Raw genomic sequence first — 12,576 nt, 5'->3', positions numbered from 1 at the left:
GTCGGACGGTCAGTTGTTCGGCTCGTTGGCGCTGATGTCGGCGAGCACCGACTGCGGTTCGCGCTCGACCGCCAGGTCACCCATGGAGACCAGACCCACCAGGCGCCCGTCGTCGATGACCGGCAACCGGCGTACGGCGTAGGTCCGCATCAGGTCCGCGGCGGCGACCGCGTCGTCGTACTGACTGACCGTGATCACGTCCTTGCTCGTGATCTCGTTCAGCATGGTGGAGTTCGGGTCCATGTTCTCTGCCACGCCCCGGACCGTGATGTCCCGGTCCGTCACGATCCCGACCACGTTGTCGCCGTCGGTCACCACCACGTCGCCGATGGCACTGTCGCGCATCTCCTGGGCCGCGGCGGTCAGCGTGTCGTTGCCGTCCATCGTCACCAACCGGGTCGTCATGAACTCTCCGACCGTTGTCATGGTGCTCCCCTCTCGGTGTCGGCACCGCGGTCTACCCGTCGCCCCGCCGCAGGTAACGCCGACTTCCGGAGCCCGGCGAGGTCAGCCGCGCGGGGCCACGCCGTAGATCCGCTCGACGTGCAGGCGCAGCACCAGGCGCCGCTCGGCGACCATGGCGGCCCGGAACTCGTCCCAGTTCGGGTGCTCCCCCTGGACCGCCCGGTAGAGCCCGACAAGTTCGCCCACGGTCGGGTCGTCCGGCCGCTCGGCCACCGGGGTCAACTCGGCACGGGCCTCCGCCACCGCGTACGCCCAGCCGTCGTCGCTACTGACCTGGAAGCTGGCGCGGGGGTCCCGGCGCAGGTTCGCGGTCTTGGCCCGGCCGTCGGTGACCGACACCCGAATCAGTCCCTCCTCCCGGTCGAAGGTGTAGACCACGTTGGACAGCTGGGGACGGCCGTCCCGCTTGATGGTGACCAGCACGCCCAGCCACCGACCGGCGATGAGGTCGGTCAGGGCCTGCTGGGTCTTCTCGTCCGCCATCACGTCCTCCGCGTCGAATGCCCGGGTCAGCGGCGCTCGGCCGCGACCAGTTCGGCGAGCTGCACCGCGTTGAGCGCGGCGCCCTTGCGCAGGTTGTCGTTCGAGCAGAAAAGGGCCAGACCGTGCTCGACGGTCTCGTCGGCGCGGATCCGGCCCACGTAGGTCGGGTCCTGACCGGCGGCCTGGAGCGGGGTCGGCACGTCGCTCAGCGCCACGCCGGGCGCGCCGTCGAGCAGCTCGCGGGCCCGCTGGGGGGTGATCGGCCGGGCGAACCGGGCGTTGATCTGGAGCGAGTGACCGGTGAAGACGGGCACCCGGACGCAGGTGCCGGAGACCTTCAGCCCGGGGATCTCCAGGATCTTGCGGCTCTCGTTGCGGAGCTTCTGCTCCTCGTCGGTCTCGGCGGAGCCGTCGTCGACGATCGAGCCGGCCAGCGGCAGCACGTTGAACGCGATCGGCCGGGCGAACGAGCGGGGCGTGGGGAACTCCACCGCCGCGCCGTCGAAGGCGAGCCCGGTGGCGTGCTCGGCGACCTTGCGGACCTGCTCGTCCAACTCCGCCACGCCGGCCAGGCCGGCACCGGAGACCGCCTGGTACGTCGACACGACCAGGCTGACCAGTTCCGCCTCGTCGTGCAGCGGGCGCAGCACCGGCATCGCGGCCATCGTGGTGCAGTTCGGGTTGGCGATGATGCCCTTCGGGCGGTTCGCCACCGCGTGCGGGTTGACCTCGGCGACGACCAGCGGCACCTCCGGGTCCATCCGGAAGGCCGACGAGTTGTCGATCACGACCGCGCCGGCCTCGGCGACCCGGGACGCCAGCTCCTTCGCGGTGCCCTTGCCCGCCGAGAAGAGCACGATGTCGAGCCCGGAGTAGTCGGCCGTGGCCGCGTCCTCCACGGTGACCTCGCCGTCCCGCCAGGGCAGGGTGCGCCCGGCCGACCGCGCCGAGGCGAACAACCGCACCTGCTCCGCCGGGAACTCCCGCTCCGCCAGCACCTGCCGCATCACGCCACCGACCTGGCCGGTGGCCCCCACAATGCCGATCCTCATGACCGCGAGGCTACCCAGCCGGGCGGCACAACCGGGAACGCTTTCCCACCGCCCGGACCACCGTCACACCGCCGGCGGCGACCCCGCTGGCCGCCCGGCTGGGCCGGCGAACCGCAACGACACCGCCGATCAGCCCCGCGGACCGGAAGATCCCGAGCAGGCGGTCCAACCGACCGCAGCATCCGCCGGCCACGCCACCTCGCCACGCCACCTCGCCACGCCCCGTCTCCAACCCTCTCCGACCGCCGCCACGCGACCCACGTCACACCCCCCACCCCACCCCACCCCGCCGGTTACCGGCACTTTCACGGAAAGAGTGGCCTCCGGGCGCGGAATGAGCACTGTTACCGTGAAAGTGGGCGGATCTTGGGCGCGCGGGGCGCGCGGGGGGCGCGGCGCGCGCGGCTCAGCCCGTCTGGTCGACGATGTCGCCGAGGCCGGTCGCGGCCAGTTCGTCCCGGATCAGGGTCGCGTCGCCCTCCACCACCAGGGTGAGCGATCCCGGCCTCAGGTGCGTGGCGGCCGCCGCGGACACCTGCTCCACCTCGGCGGCGAGCAGGGACTCCCGCAGCCGGGCGTGGTAGTCGTCCGGCAGGTCGTGGACGACGAGCGTGGTCAGCGCCGCGGCGATCGCCCGGGGGCTCTGCAACTCCACCGAGAGCTGACCCGCCCGCCAGGACCGCGCCACCGCCAGCTCGTCCTCCGTCACCCCGGTCTCCTGCGTACGGGTGATCTCGCCGACCGCCTCCACCAGCGCGGGGGCGGTGACGGCGGTCTGCACGCCGGAGCTGACGGCGAACCGCCCGAACCGGCGGGACGTGCCGAAGTCACCCCGGATGCCGTACGTGTAGCCACGAACCTCGCGGATCAGGTGGTTCAGTCGCGAGGTGAACGCGCCGCCGAGCACGGTGCCGGCGAGCGTCATCGGCACGTGGTCCGGGTGCGCCCGGTGCGGTGCCGGGTGCCCCAGCCGCAGCGTGGACTGCACCGAGCCGGGCCGGTCCACGAGGATGATCCGCCGTCGGTCGCGCGGCGTCACCGCGATCGGGCCGCCCCGCTCGACGGGCCCGCCGCCGGTGCCGGCGAAGGCCACCGCGCCGAGCGCGTCCAGGTCGATCCGGTCCAGGTCGCCGGCGACGACGAGGGTGCCGGGCCGGATGAACCACTCGGAGTGGAAGACCGTGACGTCCTCGACGTCCAGGGCGGCCACCGAGTCCGGGTCCCCGTACATCGGGCGGCCCCACCGGTTCTCCGCGCCGAACAGGTCGGCGCGCAGCGCCGCGTCGGCCCGGGGACCCGGGTTGGCCCAGTCCATCCGCAGCGCGGTCGCCTCGTCGTCGCGGACCCGCCGGACGTCCTCCGGGTCCAGCTTCGGCGTACGCACGGCCTCGGCCAGCAGCTCCACGGCCGCGGCCAGCCGGTCCACCGGCACCTGCACACTGACCTGGAACGAGTCCCAGTCCAGGCCGGTGACCAGCTCGGTGCCGAGCGCCTCGATCGCGAGCGCGTACGCCGTCGCGTCCCGCTGCGCGGTCCCCTCCTCCAGGGCCTTGGCCAGCACCGCGCCCAGGCCCTCCTTGCCGGTCGGCTCCCGTTCCGCGCCCGCGTCGAGCAGCAGCAGGGCGACGGCGAGGTTCTGCCCGGGCAGGTGCGCGGCGACGACCTGCCCGCCGGCCACCGTCCGGCGCACGACCTGCGGGAACCGGTACGGGCGGGACGTGCCCGGGCCGGGACGGTCGACGATCAGGGTCATGAGGTCTCCTCGGGCAGGTAGGTCAGGGTCACCCGGTCGGCGGCGGCCAGCACCTCGGCGGCCACCTCGGCGATCTGCTCCGCGGTCACCGCGAGCCAGGCCGGCAGCCGTTCGGCCGCCTTCGCCGGGTCGCCGAACTGGGTGGCGTACCGGCCCAGCGTGTCGGCGCGTCCGTCCACCGTGGACATCTGGCGCCACCACGCGGTGCTCAGCAGCGCCTTCGCCCGGTCCAGCTCGGCGGCGGTGACCGGCACGGTGGCCAGCTCGTCCACGACCTCGGCCAGCCCGGTGGACAGGCGCTCGGCGGTCACCCCGGGACGGGCCGTGGCGGTGACGATCAGCGGCGCGGGGGCGTGCGCGAGGTCCACCCCGTACGCCCCCACCAGGTCCGGCTGCGCGAGCCGTTCGCCGTCGGCGAGCCGCTGGTAGAGGCGGCTGCCCCGGCCGCTGCCCAGGACGGTCGCGAGCACGGTGACCACGTCGTACCCGCCGCTGCCGAAGGCGTGCGTGCGGTGGGCGATGTAGACGCGGGGCGCGGGGACGTCCGCGGTGACCGTCTCCACGGCGGGCTGCCCGCCGGCCGGGACGACCGAGCCGTCCGGCGCGGAGGGGATCTCCGGGCGGGCGGGGATGGCGCCGAAGTACTTGTCGGCGAGCGCGAAGACCTCGGCGGCCGAGGCGTCCCCGACCACGGTCAGCACCGCGTTGTTCGGCGCGTAGTGGGTGGTGTGGAAGGCCTGGAAGGTGGCCAGGTCGGCGGCGTTCAGGTCCTCCATCGACCCGATCGTGGCGTGGTGGTACGGGTGCCCCGGCGGGTAGAGCAGCGGCAGCAGCCGCAGCCACGCGTCGCCGTAGGGGACGTTCTCGTACCGCTGGCGGCGCTCGTTCTTCACCACGTCGCGCTGGTTGTCCAGCGTCTCCTGGGTCAGCGCGGGCACCAGGCCGCCCATCCGGTCGGCCTCCAGCCAGAGCGCCAGCTCCAGATGCTCGGCCGGGACCGTCTCGAAGTAGTTCGTCCGGTCCGGGTTGGTGGTGGCGTTGAGCGAGCCACCGGCGCCCTGCACCAGCTTCATGTGCTCGGTCTTGGCCACGTTGAGCGAGCCCTCGAACATGAGGTGCTCGAACAGGTGGGCGAAGCCGGTCTGGCCCTGCGGCTCGTGCCGGGAACCGACGTCGTACCAGAGGTTCACGGCGACGGCCGGGGCCGTGCGGTCCTCGCTCACCACCACGCGCAGGCCGTTGTCCAGTCGGGTCGTCTCGATGGGCCAGGGGTAACCGCTGTCGGGCATGGCACGACGCTATCCGATCATCGGACGGAAAGGGGACACGCCGGACGCGCCGCGTGCCGCACCGGCAGGCTTCGACACCCGGCACCCGGGTACCGGGAGGGCATGCCGATCGCCGCCGGAACCCGTACGACCACCGACCGGGCGGCCACCGCCGTCGAACGCGCGACCGCCGCCCTGACCCGCTTGCGTCATGGGCGGCTGCTGCACCCGGCCGGCCGCTCCTTCACCGGGGAGGTCGTCGTGTGGGGCCGGTCCGGGCCGCCGACCGGGGTCCTGCTGATCGACCGACCGGGGCGGTACGCGGCGACGGTCCGGCTGTCCAAGGGGGTGCCCACGCCGGGGAGCTGGCCCGACGTGCTGGGGCTCGCGGTCCGGCTGCACCGGGATCCGGAGCGCCCGTACGACCTGCTGGTCAGCTCCAGCGCCGCCGCACCGGTGCTGCGTCACCTGCCGCTGCCCCGGCGTCGGTTCGCCGGGACGTACAGCTCGATCATGTCCTTCCGGGCGGGGCGGCGGCGCCTGTTCCTGGCGGCGCTGGCCGACCCGGACTCGGCCGACCCGGACTCGGCCGACCCGGACTCGGCCGACCCGGGCCGGAACCTCGACGAGGTGACCGCCTCGGCCCGCGCGGACGGCCCGAGCCTGATCCTCGCCGTGGCGTCCGCCGTGGGGCCGTGGCGGCCGTTCGGGCAGGTCCGCGTCGGTACCCCGCTCGACGCCCGCGCGGACGCCGCGTTGGCCTTCGACCCGATCGGCAACCTGCCGCCCGGGTTGCGGGCGGCAGGACCGATCGCCTGGCTGCGGGAGCACACCTACCGCGCCTCCCGCCGTGCGCGGGGGGCGGAGGTTCAGTCGGGGGGTTCGGAGGCGGTCACCGTCTGATCGGAGGTACGCCGTTCCAGAACGGTGTCCGGTGCGACGTTCTGGTCCGCCTCCCGGATGTCCGACTCGGCGAGGATGGCCTCCGCCTGGGTCTCCGGGTCGTCGCTGCCGACCGACGCCTCCTCGGGCAGCAGGTGCGCGCGGGACTCGACCCGTTCCTGGTCGCTCTGCTCGTGACTCATGTCCGCCCCATACCCCGCGCCCGCCCGCCGCACGCGTGAAAGGAAGGGCCCCCCGTTAACGCCTCGCGTTGTACAGGGGACCCCTCTTAACACCGACACCCGGTCAGGAGCGGAACGGGCCGCGTACCTCGTAGGTGATGCCGCCGGAGGACGAGCCGGACGTGCCCCGCTGCGAGGAGAAGTAGAACCGGGTGCCGTCGGGCGAGAACGCCGGCCCGCAGATCTCCGACGAGGACTGCCCCGTGATCCTGAGGAAAGGCGCGACAACGGCGTCCGGAGTGATCAGAACGATCTCCATGTTGCCGCCGTCCTCGGCGACGAACAGGTCGCCGGAGCGGGCGCCGGTGATGTTGTCCACCCCGGTCAGCGGGGCCGTCCCGGAGACCAGCGAGTCGTCGTACGCGAGGTCGATCCGCTGGTTGACCGCGTCGTACGCCCAGACCCGGTTGTCGCCCTTGGTGGTGAACCAGCAGGTGCCGTCGGCGTACCAGCAGCCCTCCCCGCCGTTGAACTTCTTCGCACCCGAGACCTGGCTGCGGGTGGCGGTGGGGTAGCCGTCCGGGTCGCCGACCCGCGTCCAGGTGACCGGGCCGCTGGTGGCCGTGCCGGCGACCAGTACCTCCAGGGTGCCGGAGGAGAGGTCGCCCCAGGTGGTCGGCCGGAACCGGTAGAAGCAGCCGCTCGACTCGTCCTCGGTCAGGTAGATCACCTTGCGGTCCGGATCGCAGGCCGCCGCCTCGTGGGTGAACCGTCCCATCGCCGCCCGCCGGACGCCGGCCTTGCCGCCCTGCGGGTACGTCTCGTAGACGTACCCGCGACTGACCTCCTCGCCGGAGAGCCAGGTCCCCCACGGCGTCGCGCCGCCCGCACAGTTACGGTTGGTGTTCGACAGGATCCGGTACGCCGAGGCGATGCTCCCGTCGGCGTTGAACCGCACCGCCGACACCCCGCCGGAGCCGGAGATCTCGGAGTTCGAGACGTAGATCCAGCCGGTGCCGGCGACGAAGCAGGCGCCGCCGTCGGGCGCGTCGTGCCAGGTGTACGAGGTGCCGGCCACCGTCTGCCGGGACCGGGCGATGATCCGGCTGGTGAACCCGGCGGGGAGTTGGATGCCCCGCGCGTCGGCCGGCTGGAGCGGCCCGTAGGGGCTGCTGCCGGGCTGGGCGGGGGCGGCGAGGGCGGCGCCGGCCCAGAGACTGCCGGAGAAGGCGGCGGCGCCACCGGCGACGGTGGCGCGCAGGACGGTACGACGGTCCATCGGGAAACCTCCGGGATACAGCGTTCGGTGGCGCTGAAACTACCCGCGGTCGCATCGACGGAGGTGAACGTGAGGCGAGGCTTTGCGGACGACCCGGTGATGCCTACGCCTCGAATCGGGTACGCTGGCCGACGTGACGCGCTCGTATCGATGGTTTAGGCAGCCGGCTCGCCCGGTGACTTCACCATGATCTGACGTCACCGCACGACGAGCCGGCCGGGCAGGAGCTTTCGTTCCTGCCCTTTTGCGTACGAGCAGCCGGCTCGTACCCGGGCGCCGGCCCCGGGCACGGTCGGCGGAAGGAACCCCGCCGTGACGACCCCGGAGACCGACCGGGTCAGCGATCAGCGCATCGACCGCGTCGTGCCGCTGACCACCCCGGCCCTGCTCCACCACGACCTGCCCCTGGGCGACTCGCTCGCCTCGGCCGTCCTCGCCGACCGGCGTGCCGTCGGCCGGGTCCTGGACCGCGTCGACGACCGTCTCCTGGTGGTGGTGGGCCCGTGCTCCGTGCACGACCCGGCCGCCGCGCTCGAGTACGCGCACCTGCTGCGGGAGGCCGCCGACCGGCACGCCGACGACCTGCTGGTGGTGATGCGGGTCTACTTCGAGAAGCCGCGTTCCACGGTGGGCTGGAAGGGTCTGATCAACGACCCGGGGCTGGACGGCTCCGGTGACGTCAACACCGGCCTGCGCACGGCACGGGCGCTCCTGATCGACGTGCTGCGCCTGGGGCTCCCGGTGGGTTGCGAGTTCCTCGACCCGATCACCCCGCAGTACATCGCCGACACGGTCGGGTGGGGCGCGATCGGCGCCCGTACGGTCGAGAGCCAGGTGCACCGCCAGCTGGCCTCCGGTCTGTCCATGCCGATCGGCATGAAGAACCGCCCCGACGGCAGCATCGCCACGGCGGTGGACGCGATCCGGGCGGCCGGCGTCCCGCACGTCTTCCCGGGCATCGATTTCTCCGGAACCCCGGCGATCATGCACACCCGGGGCAACACGGACGGGCACCTGGTGCTGCGCGGCGGCAACGACGGCCCGAACTACGACGCGGAGTCCGTGGCCGGCGCGCTGGACCTGCTGCGGGCGGCCGGGCTGCCGGAGCGGCTGGTCGTCGACGCCAGCCACGCCAACAGCGGCAAGGACCACCGCAACCAACCGGCGGTGGCGGCGGACGTGGCGGCGCAGCTCGCCGCCGGCCAGCGCGGCATCGTCGGCATCATGCTGGAGAGCTTCCTGCTTCCCGGCCGCCAGGACCTCGACCCCACCCGCGAGCTGACCTACGGCCAGTCGGTGACCGACGCCTGCATCGGCTGGGACACCACGGCCGAGGTCCTCAACCACCTCGCCCAGTCAGTCCGAACCCGCCGAGCCACCCTCCCCACCCCCGCCTAACCCCCACCCCCACCACCCCCCCCACCCCCCCCCCCCCCCCCCCTCCCCCCCTCACCCGGCGGGTTGATCAAGGGGTTTGCGTCACGAACACCCGGCCCGTTGACGCAAACCCCTTGATCAACCCGGGAAGGGGTGGGGCGGGGGGGGCGGAGCGGGGCGGGGGGCGGGGGGTGCGGAGTTTGGGGGGAATCGGGGCGGGTAGCTGGATCGGGTGACCGACGACGCGCCCGTGACCGAGCGACCCGTGACCGACGTGCCCCTGACCGACGAGTCGGACGTACGGCGCCTCGACGACCTGCTCGAGGACCTGTACCACGGTCAGGAGCGGATCAGCCAGGGGGACATCTACCGCCGTGCCGTCGCGGCCGAACTTCCGGCCGAGCTGCTCACCCGGATCGCCGCCCTGCCCGAGGGCCAGTACGCGGTGGACGAGGCGGCCGACCTGCTCGGCGGGTCGGTCACCTGACGGGGCGACGACAAGGAGAAGAGATGTCCCACCACCAGGAGCACCACGAGAAGATCGCCGCCCTGGGCCAGCCGCCCGAGGGCACGGACACGTTGCCCGAGCCGGACTTCGCCAACGAGCACGACCGTACGGCGGTGGACCGGGACATCGTCACCGGCGCCGACGCTGACGAGCGCGAGGAGGAGTCTCCGCGCGGCTGGTCCGGCGAGGAGAGCTGACGGTACGACCCGACGCGACGAAAGGGGCCGGCGAACCGCCGGCCCCTTTCGCTCGTGTCCCGGGGATCAGTCCCCGTCGTCGTCGCCCTCGGCGGCCTGCTGCGCCACCGCGTACGCCATCTGGAGGAAGTCCGACGCGGCGACCGCGGTCATCGCGGTGGCCACGAGGCGGGTCAGCCGCGGTGCCAGCACGAGGCCGCCGGTGAGGCCGGTGGCCACCCAGACCGCGAGGCAGAACGGGCAGCTCAGCAGCTCGCCGATCGCGTGCCGGGCGGAGCTGCCGGAGTCGCGGACCTCCTCCATCACCTCGCCGCTGCCGATCGGCTTCTCGTAGCGGGTGAAGGGGGCTCGCAGCGGGCTGGTCACCGCGTCCTTGGTGAGCAGCCGGCTCAGTTTGTGCGTGGCGATGGAGAGCAGCACCACGTCGGCCGGCGCGGGACGCTCGGGCACCGGCCGTCCGGTGGCCCTGACCACACCGGCGATGGTGGCGGTCACGCCGGCGTAGGTGCCCATCGCCACCAGGTAGCTGCCGATCGGGCGGTGCTCGTGCGGTGCGTAGGCCCGGCGCAGGCGCGCCACCTTCTCCTTGACGTCGGTCACCGGTCTCCTCGTTCTCGTTGATCAGCGCACCGGCTCAGCCGGCCTGGAGGTTGTCGGCCACCTCGCGGGCGAGGTTGTCCAGCGCCTCGCCGGCGAGGTGGTCGGCGTCGGGGCCGCCGGTCAGATCGAGCCGGACCCGGGCGCCGCCCGCGTCGGCCTGGTCGATCCGGATCTCGGCGCTCCAGTCCCCGGCAGCGCGCCAGCGGGCCTCCAGCTCCTCCGCGCTGACGTGCTCGGCCGGGGTACCGTCGGCCCGCAGCGGTTCGGGCAGCCACGCCGACGCGCGGGCCGGGTCGGTGGCCGTGTTGAAGACCACCTCCGGCGGCGCCGACAGGCCGCGCTCGGCCGACGCCATCAGGCGTCCCGGAGCCGGCTCGGGTCCACCTCGCGCCCCGGGTGCCGAGCCAGGTACTCGGTTTCCAGCTCGGCCGTCCGGCGCAGGTGGTTGGCGAGCGCGGAGTCCGCGGCGTGCCGCAGCGTGTCCAGCCGGGTGCGGTGCAGGCTGTGCATCTCGCGGATCAGGTCGTCGTCGCCCAGCTCGGCGGGGTCGACGCCGAGCAGTTCGCCGTCGAGGTCCGCGCCGCCCGAGGGCGTGTCGTGCACCTGGTCACCGCCCCATTCGGGCACGCGCTGCTCCGGGCTTGAGAAATCGTCCTGCCGTAGGGATCCGGTCATCATGCCCCCCTGGTCTGTTTTGGGCTGGCGTCTAGACGGATGCCCACACCCGGCGGCACCAAACCATCCGGCGTACTACGACACCGTGTCGGAGGTCGCGGCGGCCCCCGGTACCCTCGTGGGCATGAAGCGGCTGTGGACCCCGGGGTGGATCGTGCGCCACGTGGCCATGGTCGTGCTGGTGGGGGCGTTCCTGGCGCTCGGCTGGTGGCAGGTCAGCCGGGCCGCGGCCGGCAACGCGATCAGCTGGGGCTACGCGATCGAGTGGCCGGTCTTCGCCGGCTTCGTGGTCTTCGTCTGGTGGCGCGAGGTGCGGCACGCGCTGCGCGCGTCGTCGACCGACGAGCCGCCGGCCGCCGCGGGGCCACGGCCGGCCGCGTCCGACGCGGGCGCCGCGACGCGTCCGGAGGTACGCCGACCCGTGCGCGTCCCCCGCGTACCGGCGGCGACGGCCGGCCCGGACGACCCGGACCTGGACGAGTACAACCGCTACCTGCGATGGCTCAACGACAATCCGGGCGCCCGGCCCGGCGACTATCCCGGCTGACGAATGGGCCGGGTGCGGAAGGACGGACGACGGTGGGCGCAGCCCTGACCCGGTACCGCGTGATCGCCTGGATCGTCGGCGTCGCGCTGATCCTGCTCGTGGTGATCGGCATGCCGCTGAAGTACGGGTTCGACAACCCGGTCGTGGTGGAGACCGTGGGCCAGGTGCACGGCTTCCTCTACATGCTCTACCTGGTGGCAGCCTTCGACCTGGCCCGTCGCGCGGGGTGGCCGCTGAAGCGGATGATCCTGGTGATGCTGGCCGGCACGGTGCCGTTCGTCTCGTTCTACGCCGAGCGCCGCGTCAGCGCCTGGGTCACCGCCCGGCCCGAGCGGGCCCCCGAGCCGGTCGCCGGCTGACGTCCACCGTCGGGACACCGACCGCCGGCCGGCCCGATCAGCGGGTCGGCCGCCACGGGTCCACGAGGGTGGGCGAGTCCTCCCAGCCGCCGTACCGGTGCATTTCCCGGGCTCGGCGCAGCGCCCGGGTGACCTGCCCGAACTGCCGCTCGTCGTCGCTGCTGAACAGCAGGACGTCCTCGGATCGGCGGCGGCCCCACAGCTCGTACGCCGGCGGCCGCCAGCGGTCCCCGGCCAGCGCGAGCAGCACGGGCACCAGGAACACCCCGCCCAGGATCAGGTACGCGCCGGCGGTGAGCCGGTGCAGGCCGCCGGTGAACCCGAGCAGGAGCCCGACTCCCCCGACCATCGTGGCGGTCACGACGACGGCGCGGACCGCGACCCGGTCGTGGGGTCCACGCCCGGTCCGCAGGTGGGTCAGCTCGGCCACCCGCCAGCTGGTGCGGCCGACGGTGAACCGCTCGACGGTGACGATGATCCCCGGCCGGGCGTAGAGCAGCGTGTCGGTGGTTCCGCCCGGCCCACGCGGGGCGCGGTGCGGTCGTGTCGTGGCGCCCCGAGATGTCATGGCTCTCCTCCCGCAGCTGTGGTGCGGGGTCGGCTGCCCACCGGCACCTGCGCGGCGGTGGGACTCCCGGCTCCGGGACCCATTGTGTTGGCCGCCCGCCAGCCGGAGTGCCGCTTTACCGGTGTGACGGGCGCCGGCCACGCCTCCCCACTGCCAGGAAAAGACATCCATGTCGGTCTTATCGGTTATAGCCCGCACCGAACCGGCGGCATACGCCGGGAACGACGAATCGGGCCCACCACCCGTACTGCTACAAGTGGTACGCGTGCCCGCTCCTGGCGACCACGCCGAGACCACGCACCGTCACCCGCCTCTGCCGCAATTTCCGCCACTTCGCCAACATTCGCCCCTGCTTTCTCTGCGGGTCACTCGGGCACCGGG

The 12,576-nt window shown here is 73.2% G+C and carries 17 protein-coding genes; 6 read left to right on the top strand and 11 right to left on the bottom strand.

Annotated elements, in window-relative coordinates:
• Positions 1 to 9: 9 nt before the first annotated feature.
• From ACIBR0_RS02890 to ACIBR0_RS02870, 5 genes are all read right to left on the bottom strand, one after another.
• Positions 10 to 426 carry a CBS domain-containing protein gene (locus ACIBR0_RS02890; protein WP_357034849.1) on the bottom strand — a complete coding sequence of 139 codons (417 nt, stop codon included), beginning with the start codon at positions 424 to 426 and terminating at the stop codon, positions 10 to 12.
• Between the two features lie 81 nt (positions 427 to 507).
• Entirely contained in the window at positions 508 to 948 is a 441-nt protein-coding gene (locus tag ACIBR0_RS02885; protein WP_396712374.1) for a PPOX class F420-dependent oxidoreductase, read from the bottom strand.
• 26 nt (positions 949 to 974) lie between these two features.
• Positions 975 to 2,000 carry an aspartate-semialdehyde dehydrogenase gene (locus ACIBR0_RS02880; RefSeq protein WP_396712373.1) on the bottom strand — a complete coding sequence of 342 codons (1,026 nt, stop codon included), beginning with the start codon at positions 1,998 to 2,000 and terminating at the stop codon, positions 975 to 977.
• 406 nt (positions 2,001 to 2,406) lie between these two features.
• Positions 2,407 to 3,753, bottom strand: coding sequence for a M16 family metallopeptidase (locus ACIBR0_RS02875; RefSeq protein WP_396712372.1), 1,347 nt, complete (start codon positions 3,751 to 3,753; stop codon positions 2,407 to 2,409).
• Positions 3,750 to 5,042 (bottom strand): M16 family metallopeptidase, encoded by a 1,293-nt coding sequence (locus ACIBR0_RS02870; RefSeq protein ID WP_396712371.1) that lies wholly within the window; start codon positions 5,040 to 5,042, stop codon positions 3,750 to 3,752. The genes ACIBR0_RS02875 and ACIBR0_RS02870 overlap by 4 nt, the downstream gene beginning before the upstream one ends.
• A 102-nt stretch (positions 5,043 to 5,144) precedes the next feature.
• Here ACIBR0_RS02870 and ACIBR0_RS02865 point away from each other — a divergent pair, with 102 nt between their 5' ends.
• Entirely contained in the window at positions 5,145 to 5,924 is a 780-nt protein-coding gene (locus ACIBR0_RS02865) for a phosphodiesterase (RefSeq protein WP_396712370.1), read from the top strand.
• Here the strand turns inward: ACIBR0_RS02865 and ACIBR0_RS02860 are convergent.
• A complete protein-coding gene (locus ACIBR0_RS02860) occupies positions 5,891 to 6,106 on the bottom strand; it encodes a hypothetical protein (protein WP_396712369.1) in 216 nt (71 codons plus the stop codon). The genes ACIBR0_RS02865 and ACIBR0_RS02860 overlap by 34 nt on opposite strands.
• A 103-nt stretch (positions 6,107 to 6,209) precedes the next feature.
• Complete coding sequence (locus ACIBR0_RS02855; RefSeq protein ID WP_396712368.1) at positions 6,210 to 7,364, bottom strand: alkaline phosphatase PhoX; 1,155 nt, start codon at positions 7,362 to 7,364, stop codon at positions 6,210 to 6,212.
• 312 nt (positions 7,365 to 7,676) lie between these two features.
• Between ACIBR0_RS02855 and ACIBR0_RS02850 the strand changes: the two genes are divergently transcribed.
• The 3 genes from ACIBR0_RS02850 (at position 7,677) to ACIBR0_RS02840 (ending at position 9,446) form a co-directional block, all read left to right on the top strand.
• Positions 7,677 to 8,762, top strand: a complete 1,086-nt coding sequence (locus ACIBR0_RS02850; RefSeq protein ID WP_396712367.1) for a 3-deoxy-7-phosphoheptulonate synthase — start codon at positions 7,677 to 7,679, stop codon at positions 8,760 to 8,762.
• 211 nt (positions 8,763 to 8,973) lie between these two features.
• Positions 8,974 to 9,228 (top strand): hypothetical protein, encoded by a 255-nt coding sequence (locus tag ACIBR0_RS02845; RefSeq protein WP_396712366.1) that lies wholly within the window; start codon positions 8,974 to 8,976, stop codon positions 9,226 to 9,228.
• A 23-nt stretch (positions 9,229 to 9,251) separates the two neighbouring features.
• Complete coding sequence (locus ACIBR0_RS02840; protein ID WP_357041618.1) at positions 9,252 to 9,446, top strand: hypothetical protein; 195 nt, start codon at positions 9,252 to 9,254, stop codon at positions 9,444 to 9,446.
• 66 nt (positions 9,447 to 9,512) lie between these two features.
• On the opposite strand, the gene ACIBR0_RS02835 is transcribed toward ACIBR0_RS02840, so the two are convergent.
• From ACIBR0_RS02835 to ACIBR0_RS02825, 3 genes are read right to left on the bottom strand one after another with little or no spacing between them, the layout of a single operon-like run.
• Positions 9,513 to 10,046, bottom strand: coding sequence for a DUF1360 domain-containing protein (locus tag ACIBR0_RS02835; protein WP_396712365.1), 534 nt, complete (start codon positions 10,044 to 10,046; stop codon positions 9,513 to 9,515).
• Positions 10,047 to 10,080: 34 nt separating this feature from the next.
• Positions 10,081 to 10,401 carry a hypothetical protein gene (locus ACIBR0_RS02830; protein WP_396712364.1) on the bottom strand — a complete coding sequence of 107 codons (321 nt, stop codon included), beginning with the start codon at positions 10,399 to 10,401 and terminating at the stop codon, positions 10,081 to 10,083.
• Entirely contained in the window at positions 10,401 to 10,724 is a 324-nt protein-coding gene (locus ACIBR0_RS02825; protein WP_357041627.1) for a DUF6158 family protein, read from the bottom strand. Before ACIBR0_RS02825 ends, ACIBR0_RS02830 begins: the two co-directional genes overlap by 1 nt.
• 121 nt (positions 10,725 to 10,845) lie before the next feature.
• Between ACIBR0_RS02825 and ACIBR0_RS02820 the strand changes: the two genes are divergently transcribed.
• Both ACIBR0_RS02820 and ACIBR0_RS02815 read left to right on the top strand, forming a co-directional pair.
• Positions 10,846 to 11,268, top strand: coding sequence for a hypothetical protein (locus ACIBR0_RS02820; protein ID WP_396712363.1), 423 nt, complete (start codon positions 10,846 to 10,848; stop codon positions 11,266 to 11,268).
• Between the two features lie 32 nt (positions 11,269 to 11,300).
• Positions 11,301 to 11,627 (top strand): DUF3817 domain-containing protein, encoded by a 327-nt coding sequence (locus tag ACIBR0_RS02815; RefSeq protein WP_396712362.1) that lies wholly within the window; start codon positions 11,301 to 11,303, stop codon positions 11,625 to 11,627.
• Between the two features lie 37 nt (positions 11,628 to 11,664).
• Here the strand turns inward: ACIBR0_RS02815 and ACIBR0_RS02810 are convergent, their stop codons facing one another.
• Positions 11,665 to 12,195 carry a DUF6232 family protein gene (locus ACIBR0_RS02810; protein ID WP_396712361.1) on the bottom strand — a complete coding sequence of 177 codons (531 nt, stop codon included), beginning with the start codon at positions 12,193 to 12,195 and terminating at the stop codon, positions 11,665 to 11,667.
• Positions 12,196 to 12,576: the final 381 nt, after the last annotated feature.

Origin of the sequence: Micromonospora sp. NPDC049497 (assembly GCF_044465805.1) — a bacterium.
Classification (GTDB): Bacteria; Actinomycetota; Actinomycetes; order Mycobacteriales; family Micromonosporaceae; genus Micromonospora.
Note: the sequence above shows the minus strand (reverse complement) of the source record. Positions and strands in the feature narration are given on the sequence as shown.

Bases quoted from the DNA above. Each gene is read 5' to 3' on its own strand.
- ACIBR0_RS02840 (WP_357041618.1), top strand. From the start codon at position 9,252: ATGTCCCACCACCAGGAGCACCACGAGAAGATCGCCGCCCTGGGCCAG.
- ACIBR0_RS02825 (WP_357041627.1), bottom strand. From the start codon at position 10,724: ATGATGACCGGATCCCTACGGCAGGACGATTTCTCAAGCCCGGAGCAG.
- ACIBR0_RS02875 (WP_396712372.1), bottom strand. From the start codon at position 3,753: ATGACCCTGATCGTCGACCGTCCCGGCCCGGGCACGTCCCGCCCGTAC.
- ACIBR0_RS02830 (WP_396712364.1), bottom strand. From the start codon at position 10,401: ATGGCGTCGGCCGAGCGCGGCCTGTCGGCGCCGCCGGAGGTGGTCTTC.
- ACIBR0_RS02880 (WP_396712373.1), bottom strand. From the start codon at position 2,000: ATGAGGATCGGCATTGTGGGGGCCACCGGCCAGGTCGGTGGCGTGATG.
- ACIBR0_RS02820 (WP_396712363.1), top strand. From the start codon at position 10,846: ATGAAGCGGCTGTGGACCCCGGGGTGGATCGTGCGCCACGTGGCCATG.
- ACIBR0_RS02855 (WP_396712368.1), bottom strand. From the start codon at position 7,364: ATGGACCGTCGTACCGTCCTGCGCGCCACCGTCGCCGGTGGCGCCGCC.
- ACIBR0_RS02865 (WP_396712370.1), top strand. From the start codon at position 5,145: ATGCCGATCGCCGCCGGAACCCGTACGACCACCGACCGGGCGGCCACC.
- ACIBR0_RS02810 (WP_396712361.1), bottom strand. From the start codon at position 12,195: ATGACATCTCGGGGCGCCACGACACGACCGCACCGCGCCCCGCGTGGG.
- ACIBR0_RS02890 (WP_357034849.1), bottom strand. From the start codon at position 426: ATGACAACGGTCGGAGAGTTCATGACGACCCGGTTGGTGACGATGGAC.
- ACIBR0_RS02860 (WP_396712369.1), bottom strand. From the start codon at position 6,106: ATGAGTCACGAGCAGAGCGACCAGGAACGGGTCGAGTCCCGCGCGCAC.
- ACIBR0_RS02885 (WP_396712374.1), bottom strand. From the start codon at position 948: ATGGCGGACGAGAAGACCCAGCAGGCCCTGACCGACCTCATCGCCGGT.
- ACIBR0_RS02870 (WP_396712371.1), bottom strand. From the start codon at position 5,042: ATGCCCGACAGCGGTTACCCCTGGCCCATCGAGACGACCCGACTGGAC.